Genomic DNA, 9,516 nt, shown 5'->3' on the forward strand with positions numbered 1-9,516 from the left:
GCTATGTTTTTTTATTAATTAAGGGTAATGCAACTGTAGCATAGATTCCCAACAAAATTACCAAAAAGGTTTGTATTCCGTGCACAATCAATGCAAATATTCCGGCATTCTCCGCATCAACCCCGTAAAGAATCATCATCGAGATAATGGCGAAATGCCAGGGCCCCGCTCCGTTAGGCGTTGGTACGATAACGGCAATACTTCCGGCTACAAACATCACCAAACCTGCCAGGAAAGTCAGGTTGCCCGTAAAGTCGAAGCAAAAGAACGCCACATAGAACTGCATAAAGTAACAGAACCATATAAGGAACGTATAAAGAATAAATAAAGTTTTGCTCCGCACATCTTTTAGCGAAATAACCCCCGTCCAGATATTCAACACCACCCCTTTTACTTTCTCAAAGAAAGAAAGGGCGCGTACCAGAAAGTATAACAGGATACCGATACCAATGACACTGAAAAGGATGATATAAAACTGAGGCGATGTAAGGACATCGGTAATCGAATCCAGGTCGGTTCCCGTTTCCTTAAAGAAACTCTTAAACACCCCCAACTGTGTGAATATAGCCACTGCCGTAATTAAACCCACACAGAGCGAGTCGATCAGGCGTTCTGTCACCACCGTTCCCAACGATTTGGTAAACGATACACCGTCATATTTGGAAAGCACTCCACAGCGCGACACCTCACCCAACCGGGGAATCAACAGGTTTGCCGCATAAGAAAGGAACACGGCGTTCACACAATTGGCAGTTTGCGGATAAGCCCCCAGAGGCTCCAGGGTCTGTTTCCAACGCCATCCGCGGAATATATGGCTAAATACCCCAAAGACCAGAGAGGCCAGCATCCACCACCAATTCATCTCATACCACAGCACCCGACCCACCTTCGAAAAATCAAAATCGCGGTAAACCCAAACCATAATAGCACTCCCAAAAAGCAGTGGAATAGCAAATTGAAGCGTCTTTTTTAGTAGTTTCTTCATTAATCTTCACCTAAAAGAATTACCTTTGTCGACTGCAAACTTAGGTAAAATAGTTTAGAGTTGAAAGTTGAAAGTTGAAAATTGAAAGTGATTAGTAAGATCTTTCGCACCCAACCAACCACTTTCAATATTCAACTTTCAGCTTCAATTATATTAAGGAATGAGACAAGTAAAACCTAAAAAATTCCTGGGACAACATTTCCTGAAAGATCTGAAAATCGCTCAGGACATTGCCGACACGGTAGACACATTTCCACAGCTTCCCATCCTCGAAGTGGGTCCGGGAATGGGTGTATTGACTCAGTTCCTTGTAAAGAAAGACCGCTTGGTAAAGGTGGTAGAGCTAGATTTCGAATCAGTTGCTTACCTCCGTAACGAGTATCCATCACTGGAAGACCACATCATTGAAGACGACTTCCTGAAAATGAACCTCACCCGCCTCTTCGACGGGCAACCATTCGTCCTGACCGGGAACTACCCATACAACATATCCAGCCAGATTTTCTTTAAAATGCTCGACAACAAGGACCTGATTCCCTGTTGCACCGGTATGATACAGAAAGAAGTAGCCGAACGCATTGCCGCCCCTCCGGGAAGTAAAACGTATGGCATCCTGAGTATCCTGATACAGGCTTGGTACCGTGTGGAATACCTGTTTACGGTCAGCGAGCATGTATTCAACCCGCCTCCGAAAGTCAAAAGCGCCGTCATACGCATGACCCGCAACGACGTGCAAGACCTGGGCTGTGACGAGAAATTGTTTAAACAGATCGTAAAAACAACCTTCAACCAACGCAGAAAGATGCTGCGAAACTCTATAAAACCGATATTGGGTGCGGAAAGTCCGCTGTTACAAGAAGAGTTATTCACCAAACGCCCCGAACAACTATCCATCCAGCAGTTCATCGAACTAACCAACCGGGTGGAAATCGAATTGAGAGAGCGGAACCCATGAACGAGGAATTCATTGACAACATAAAAGAACTTATTCAGCTCAAAGAGGCGGATAAGATAAAAGAGTTAATCAGCGGGCTTCACCCTGCCGACATCGCCGAGTTGTGCGATGAACTCACCCCGGAAGATGCCAAGTTTATCTATCGCCTGATGGATAACGAAACGGCAGCCGACGTTCTGGTGGAAATGGACGAGGATACCCGTAAGGAGTTCCTAGACATTCTCCCTCCCGAAATCATCGCCAAACGCTTCGTAGATTACATGGATACGGACGACGCCGTAGACCTGATCCGCGAACTGGACGAAGACAAGCAAGAAGAAATCCTTTCGCATATCGAAGATATTGAGCAGGCCGGAGACATCGTCGACCTTCTTAAATATGACGAGAACACCGCCGGGGGATTGATGGGTACGGAAATGGTGGTCGTAAACGAAAACTGGTCCATGCCCGAATGTCTGAAAGAGATGCGCCATCAGGCCGAAGACCTGGACGACATCTATTATATATATGTAATAGACGACGACGAACGTCTGCGCGGCGTGTTCCCACTCAAAAAGATGATTACTTCGCCCTCCGTATCCAAAGTCAAACACGTAATGAAGAAAGCCCCGCTTTCCGTTCGTGTAGATACTCCGATTGACGAAGTAGTACAGACCATCGAGAAGTATGACCTTGTGGCCATCCCGGTAGTCGACAGTATCGGTCGCCTTGTGGGGCAAATCACCGTCGACGACGTTATGGATGAAGTTCGTGAACAATCCGAACGTGATTACCAGTTGGCATCCGGTCTTTCGCAGGACGTAGAAATGGACGACAGCGTTTTCCGCCAGACCTCAGCGCGCCTTCCCTGGTTGCTGATCGGTATGGTTGGAGGAATCGGCAATTCTATGATCCTGGGGAATTTCGACGCCACCTTTGCCGCACATCCGGAAATGGCTCTTTACATTCCTTTAATTGGGGGTACAGGGGGAAACGTTGGTACGCAGTCTTCCGCTCTTGTGGTACAGGGGTTGGCCAACAACTCCTTAAACTCCAAGGACACGTATAAACAAATAGCTAAAGAAGCTGTGGTAGCGCTTATCAATGCTACCATTATCTCCCTGCTCGTATATATCTACAATTTTGTCCGCTTCGGTCCAACGGCCACCGTCACTTATTCAGTCTCCATCAGCCTTTTCGCTGTAGTTATGTTTGCTTCCATCTTCGGAACATTCGTACCCATGACACTGGAAAAGCTAAAAATAGACCCGGCCATAGCCACAGGACCATTTATTGCCATCACGAATGACATTATCGGCATGATGTTGTATATGGGTATCACGGTACTTCTGAGTTGAAAGTTGAAAGTTGAAGGTTGAAAGTTGCCATGCGGCATCGTAACTTTCAACTTTCAACTTTCAATTTTCAACTAAAAAATTATGAAGTGATTATTTTATTTCATTAATTTGTGGGATAATGTAACCAAAGGCCTTTTGGTCTTACTCTAAAATTGAATACGATGATGGACTCTCACGAAACTAACCTACCTTTAGAAGGGGAATTAGAAAAAGAAAAAAAAGCAGTTGAAATCCCCGAGTCAGAGGCAAAGGAAGCTGTAGAAGCTACTGATGCTCCGGAAGCACCGGCTATGGAAGCAGCCGACGCTGCGGAAACAGTTGCTGTGGAAGCGATTGAAAGCGAAGAAGCACCACAGGAGCCCGAAGCTGAAGCAGAAGTCGTTGATGAAGTTGCTACTGTAGAAGAAGCCGTTGATGAAAATCAGGAAGAAGAAGAGACTGCCCCCAAATCAACCAAAGAGAGTATTTTAAGCAGATTGAAAGAATTAGCGCAAAATGCCGAAGCTGCAAGCAAGCAAGAACTTGACAGCCTGAAGCAAACGTTCTATAAACTCCATAACGCCAAATTGGAAGCCGACAAGAAACAATTCATCGAAAATGGCGGCACCGAAGAAGAATTCATGCCCAAGTCCGATGAACTGGAAAGCGAATTCAAAAGCATTATGGGCGACATCAAAGCAAAACGAGGCCAACTCGCTGCCGATCTGGAAAAACAAAAAGAGGAAAACCTGACCATCAAACTATCTATTATAGATAAATTGAAAGAACTGGTTGAGTCGCCCGAAGATACCAATAAGTCATACAACGAGTTCAAAAAGCTGCAACAGCAATGGAACGACATCAAACTTATTCCGCAGGCAAGAGCCAATGAACTTTGGAAAAGCTACCAGCACTACGTAGAGAAATTCTATGATATATTGAAGCTGAACAACGAGTTCCGCGATTACGACTTCAAGAAGAACCTTGAAATCAAGCTACGCCTTTGCGAATCTGCCGAAAAGCTTGCAGAAGAAACAGACGTCGTATCTGCCTTCCACCAACTTCAGAAGTTGCACCAGGAATTCCGCGATACAGGTCCGGTGACCAAAGAACTACGCGATGAGATATGGAATCGTTTCAAAGCCGCATCGACCGTTGTAAACCGTCGCCATCAGCAGCATTTCGAAGAACTAAAAGAAGTAGAACAACTTAATCTGGATCAGAAAAGTGTAATCTGCGAAATTGTTGAAGGTATCGACTACAATAACCTGAAAACATTCGCAGCTTGGGAGGAACAAACCCAGGAAATCATTGCCCTGCAAGCCAAATGGAAAACCATTGGTTTTGCTCCGCAAAAGATGAATGTGAAGATCTTCGAACGCTTCCGTAAGGCTTGCGATGAGTTCTTCAAAAAGAAAGGCGATTTCTTCAAGTCTCTTAAAGAAGGCATGAACGAAAACCTCGAAAAGAAGAAAGCACTTTGCGAGAAAGCAGAAGCCCTCAAAGACAGTACCGACTGGAAAGAAACGGCAGACCTCCTGACCAAACTGCAAAAAGAGTGGAAAACCATCGGACCGGTACAAAAGAAATACTCGGATGCCGTTTGGCAACGTTTTATCGGCGCGTGCGACTACTTCTTTGAACAAAAAAACAAAGCCACTTCTTCGCAACGCTCAGTAGAGGTAGACAATCTGAAAAAGAAAAAGTCTATCATCGAACAACTCGTAGCGATTGACGATAGCATGGAAACCGAAGAGGCCGAACAGCTCGTTCGCGAACTTATGAAAGAATGGGGAACCATCGGACATGTGCCGTTCAAAGAGAAAGACAAGATTTACAAACAATATCACACCGCTATCGACCAACTCTTCGAACGTTTCAATATCAGCGTATCGAAAAAGAAACTAAGCAATTTCAAATCGTCTATCGGCGACATTGAAAGAGATGGCCCTCAGGCACTATACAAAGAGCGGGATAGATTGGCGCGTACGCGCGAAAACATGAAAAACGAATTGTCGACCTACGAAAACAATATCGGCTTCCTTACCGCTTCGTCCAAGAAGGGCAATAGCCTGTTAACAGAAATCAACCGCAAGGTTGAAAAGCTGAAAGGTGATCTGGAACTGGTAGAACAAAAAATTAAAGTAATCGACGAATCGATCAGAGCTGAAAGCTAAAACAACATTCAAATTACATAGTAAGAGGTCGGAACTTAAATTGTAAGTTCCGACCTCTTCTCATTTTTACTTACTAAATTCACCCATGATGTTAAGATAATCAGACTCCCATCAAGAGATATGCTCATAACTCTTAATGGGAGTCTGGTTATCATAGCATCATACTGCTATTATCTCCTAGTGAAACAATTACCGACATGTACATCATGGTAACCTTATCTCTAGGAGATAATATAATAACTTAAGGAGATAAGCAATGTAACACCTTAAGTTAATAGAAAAACTCTTGTAGATAGGGAATTAAAAAAGGCGCAACCTATATCATAGACAACGCCATTTACACATTTTGTTGGGCTACCAGGATTCGAACCTGGAAAGTCAGGACCAGAATCTGAAGTGTTACCATTACACCATAGCCCAATAATTCCGTGTGCAAAGATACAACTATTTTAAAAATCCCCAATAATTTTGATAGTTTTTTCTCTTCTGCAATAAATCATGTATATTTGTAAACTGGAAAGAATTTCTGAACGAAAACAAAGAAAAGAACTTTCTTGTTATAGCTATATAAAACTAAAAACGTATTAATGAACGAGACGAAAGAATTAATCGAAAAAATAACAGAAGGAATACAAGAAAAAAAAGGTAAAAATATTGTTATAGCCGACTTAACCAAGATTGGCGATACCATCTGCAAATATTTTGTGATTTGTCAAGGTAACTCCCCAAGTCAGATTGGAGCGATTGTTGATTCGATAAAAGAACATGCCCGCAAAGGCGCGAGCGTGAAACCGATTACGATTGACGGACTCAAAAACGCCGAGTGGGTAGCTATGGACTATATCGATGTATTGGTACACGTATTCCTACCGGATGTCAGAGAGTTCTATAACCTCGAACACCTCTGGGCAGACGCCAAACTAACAACAATCCCTGACATAGACTAACGTATGGAAGATAATAAGAAAAAACCAAATAAAGTAAATATGCCCCGGTTCAACCTGAATTGGATGTATATGATCATCGCTATGATGCTACTGGGGCTATACCTGACCAACGAAAGCGGGTCGGTGAACAAGAACGTATCCTACGACGAATTTCAAAAGTATGTTCGCGAAGGATATGTAAACAAGATCATTGGCTATGATGATAACTCTGTAGAAGTATTCATCAAGCCCCAACACGTAAAGGATGTCTTCAAACAAGATTCAACCAAAGTAGGAAAAAGCCCGGTGGTATTAACCGAAGCACCATCGCGCGAAAACCTGGACAATTTCCTGCAAAAGGAAAGAGAAGAATCACGTTTTGACGGCTCCATAAGCTACGATAAGAAAAAAGACTATTTCAGTATGTTCCTGTGGAATATACTTCCTATAGCCTTCCTCATCGGACTTTGGATCTTCTTCATGCGCCGCATGAGCGGTGGTGGAGGCGGTGCCGGCGGCAATGTGTTCAACGTTGGGAAATCCAAAGCACAACTCTTTGAAAAAGGAGGCTCCATAAAAATCACCTTCAAAGACGTTGCCGGACTAGCGGAAGCCAAACAAGAAGTAGAAGAAATTGTAGAGTTCCTCAAAGAACCACAGAAATACACCGACCTGGGAGGTAAAATTCCTAAAGGTGCATTGCTGGTAGGCCCTCCGGGAACAGGTAAAACGTTGTTAGCCAAAGCCGTAGCCGGTGAAGCAAACGTACCTTTCTTCTCACTGGCAGGTTCGGACTTCGTAGAAATGTTTGTCGGAGTCGGTGCGTCACGTGTGCGCGACCTCTTCAAGCAAGCCAAAGAAAAAGCACCATGTATCGTCTTTATTGACGAGATTGATGCCGTAGGACGTGCCCGCGGAAAGAACCCAAGCATGGGGGGCAATGACGAACGCGAGAACACGCTGAACCAGTTGCTTACCGAAATGGATGGTTTCGGTTCAAACAGCGGGGTAATCATCCTGGCTGCAACGAACCGTGTAGATGTGCTGGATAAAGCACTTCTTCGTGCCGGACGTTTCGATCGCCAGATACATGTAGATCTGCCCGACCTCAACGAACGTAAAGAAGTATTCGGAGTGCATCTCCGCCCAATCAAGATAGACAACAGTGTAGACATTGACCTGTTGGCACGTCAAACCCCCGGATTCTCGGGAGCAGACATCGCCAACGTATGTAACGAAGCTGCACTGATCGCCGCACGCCACGGCAAGAAGTTCGTCGAGAAACAAGACTTCCTGGATGCAGTAGACCGTATTGTCGGTGGATTGGAAAAGAAAAGCAAAATTACCACCGAAGCAGAACGTCGTGCCATTGCCCTGCATGAAGCCGGACACGCATCACTTTCGTGGACATTGGAACATGCCAATCCTTTGATTAAAGTAACAATCGTACCTCGTGGCAACGCATTGGGCGCTGCCTGGTATCTGCCGGAAGAAAGACAAATCACGACCAAAGAGCAAATGCTGGACGAAATGTGTGCCACACTCGGAGGACGCGCTGCGGAAGACCTATTCCTGGGCAGAATCTCAACAGGTGCCATGAACGACCTGGAACGCGTTACCAAACAAGCATACGGCATGATTGCTTATCTGGGCATGAGCGAAAAGCTGCCTAACTTGTGTTATTATAATAATGACGAATACTCCTTCAACAAGCCATACAGCGAAAAAACAGCCGAGATGATTGACGAAGAAGTACAATCCATGATCAACAACCAATATACACGTGCCAAAGAAATTCTTTCGAAACATCAGAAGGAACATAACGAACTGGCACAGTTGCTGATGGATAAAGAGGTGATCTACGCCGAAGACGTAGAGCGTATCTTTGGTAAACGCCCCTGGGCTTCGCGCTCGGAAGAGATCATGGAAAGCGAAAAGAACCGTAAAGCTAAACAGCAGGAAGAAGACGCTAAGAACAAGGCTTCTGAAAATAAAGAAAATGCTGCGTCTCCTGAACCGGAAGTAAAAGACGAAAAGGAAATCAATACGGACATCGCTACGGGACAAGCTGAAAAAGAAAACATTTGAGTTTTTAAGTTTTTGAGCTTTTAAGTTCTTAAGGCTCAGAAACTATCTCAAAACTTAAAGACTTAAAAACTCAAGAACTCAAAAACTTAAATGAAAAACTTTATCATACGGGCAATAACCGGAATACTATTTGTAACGATAGTGATAGGATGTATTCTGTATCACCCTTTGTCTTTCGGTTTTTTGTTTGCCATTATTGCCGGGCTTTGTGTATTCGAGTTCGCCACATTGGTCAATAAGAGCGAAGGAGTAAATATTAACCGGATTATGGTAAGCCTCGGAGCAGGATACTTGTTCCTTGCCTTTATGGGGTTTTGCATGGATATCTCGGATTTCTCACTATTCATCCCCTATCTGGCCTTATTGATATACCTGATCGTAAGCGAACTCTACCTGAAAAGAGAAAATCCGGTACACAACTGGGCATATACCATGCTAAGCCAAATGTATGTAGCTCTTCCTTTTGCGCTACTGAATATATTGGCATTTCAATTTGACAAGGTTGAAAATTCAATAGAATATAATGCCATTCTTCCGCTATCCGTGTTTGTTTTCACCTGGCTGAATGACACAGGGGCATATTGCGTAGGCGTACTGTTCGGCAAACACAGACTGTTCGAACGTATCTCTCCTAAAAAATCCTGGGAAGGTTCTATTGGAGGCGGAGTGGTAGCCATAGCTTCATCCTTTGCCTTTGCACATTACTTCCCGGTGATGTCTACCATAGAATGGATAGGACTAGCCGCAGTTATTGTGGTATTCGGTACCTGGGGCGACCTGACAGAATCACTCTTCAAACGCCATTTGGGAATTAAAGACTCAGGTTCAATACTTCCCGGGCACGGTGGTATGCTCGACCGCTTCGATAGTATATTGATAGCCGTACCGGCAGCCGTGGTTTACTTATTTGCAATATCTTTCTTTAGATAGTTAAACTGTAGGAGGGTGTATCATAAGCATATTTCGTTACGTCATTGCGAGTCCCCACTATATTAAAATATAGAACTATTTGATAATGACAATATCCACCCCCTGCCCCCGCCAGCGGGGGATACGATGCCGCAGGTAT

General features: G+C 44.2%; 7 protein-coding genes and 1 tRNA gene. 6 read left to right on the forward strand and 2 right to left on the reverse strand.

Translation table 11 applies throughout. From position 1 onward, the window contains the following. Window position 1: 1 nt before the first annotated feature. Window positions 2-985, reverse strand: a complete 984-nt coding sequence (locus tag D0T87_RS19800; protein ID WP_163177322.1) for a lysylphosphatidylglycerol synthase transmembrane domain-containing protein — start codon at window positions 983-985, stop codon at window positions 2-4. A 160-nt stretch (window positions 986-1,145) separates the two neighbouring features. Between D0T87_RS19800 and rsmA the strand changes: the two genes are divergently transcribed. The 3 genes from rsmA to D0T87_RS19815 all read left to right on the forward strand — a co-directional run bounded on the left by rsmA (window position 1,146) and on the right by D0T87_RS19815 (window position 5,433). Continuing rightward, a complete protein-coding gene (gene rsmA, locus D0T87_RS19805; protein WP_163177324.1) occupies window positions 1,146-1,940 on the forward strand; it encodes a 16S rRNA (adenine(1518)-N(6)/adenine(1519)-N(6))-dimethyltransferase RsmA in 795 nt (264 codons plus the stop codon). Further along, entirely contained in the window at window positions 1,937-3,277 is a 1,341-nt protein-coding gene (gene mgtE / locus D0T87_RS19810; protein WP_163177326.1) for a magnesium transporter, read from the forward strand. Before rsmA ends, mgtE begins: the two co-directional genes overlap by 4 nt. A 161-nt stretch (window positions 3,278-3,438) precedes the next feature. Further along, window positions 3,439-5,433 carry a DUF349 domain-containing protein gene (locus D0T87_RS19815; RefSeq protein ID WP_370526933.1) on the forward strand — a complete coding sequence of 665 codons (1,995 nt, stop codon included), beginning with the start codon at window positions 3,439-3,441 and terminating at the stop codon, window positions 5,431-5,433. A gap of 349 nt (window positions 5,434-5,782) precedes the next feature. Here D0T87_RS19815 and D0T87_RS19820 read toward each other — a convergent pair. Further along, a tRNA-Gln gene (locus D0T87_RS19820) sits at window positions 5,783-5,853 on the reverse strand. A gap of 167 nt (window positions 5,854-6,020) precedes the next feature. On the opposite strand from D0T87_RS19820, the gene rsfS reads away from it, so the two are divergent. The 3 genes from rsfS (at window position 6,021) to D0T87_RS19835 (ending at window position 9,377) form a co-directional block, all read left to right on the forward strand. Further along, window positions 6,021-6,380, forward strand: a complete 360-nt coding sequence (gene rsfS / locus D0T87_RS19825; protein ID WP_163177328.1) for a ribosome silencing factor — start codon at window positions 6,021-6,023, stop codon at window positions 6,378-6,380. Between the two features lie 3 nt (window positions 6,381-6,383). Beyond that, window positions 6,384-8,447 carry an ATP-dependent zinc metalloprotease FtsH gene (gene ftsH, locus D0T87_RS19830; RefSeq protein ID WP_163177330.1) on the forward strand — a complete coding sequence of 688 codons (2,064 nt, stop codon included), beginning with the start codon at window positions 6,384-6,386 and terminating at the stop codon, window positions 8,445-8,447. A gap of 90 nt (window positions 8,448-8,537) precedes the next feature. After that, complete coding sequence (locus D0T87_RS19835; RefSeq protein ID WP_163177332.1) at window positions 8,538-9,377, forward strand: phosphatidate cytidylyltransferase; 840 nt, start codon at window positions 8,538-8,540, stop codon at window positions 9,375-9,377. The last annotated feature ends 139 nt before the right edge of the window (window positions 9,378-9,516 follow it).

It is taken from the genome of Bacteroides sp. 51 (assembly GCF_010500965.1).
Taxonomy (GTDB): Bacteria; Bacteroidota; Bacteroidia; order Bacteroidales; family Bacteroidaceae; genus Bacteroides.

Excerpts from the sequence above, each read along its gene's own strand:
- D0T87_RS19800 (WP_163177322.1), bottom strand. The coding sequence starts at position 985 with ATGAAGAAACTACTAAAAAAGACGCTTCAATTTGCTATTCCACTGCTT.
- rsmA (WP_163177324.1), top strand. The coding sequence starts at position 1,146 with ATGAGACAAGTAAAACCTAAAAAATTCCTGGGACAACATTTCCTGAAA.
- mgtE (WP_163177326.1), top strand. The coding sequence starts at position 1,937 with ATGAACGAGGAATTCATTGACAACATAAAAGAACTTATTCAGCTCAAA.
- D0T87_RS19815 (WP_370526933.1), top strand. The coding sequence starts at position 3,439 with ATGATGGACTCTCACGAAACTAACCTACCTTTAGAAGGGGAATTAGAA.
- rsfS (WP_163177328.1), top strand. The coding sequence starts at position 6,021 with ATGAACGAGACGAAAGAATTAATCGAAAAAATAACAGAAGGAATACAA.
- ftsH (WP_163177330.1), top strand. The coding sequence starts at position 6,384 with ATGGAAGATAATAAGAAAAAACCAAATAAAGTAAATATGCCCCGGTTC.
- D0T87_RS19835 (WP_163177332.1), top strand. The coding sequence starts at position 8,538 with ATGAAAAACTTTATCATACGGGCAATAACCGGAATACTATTTGTAACG.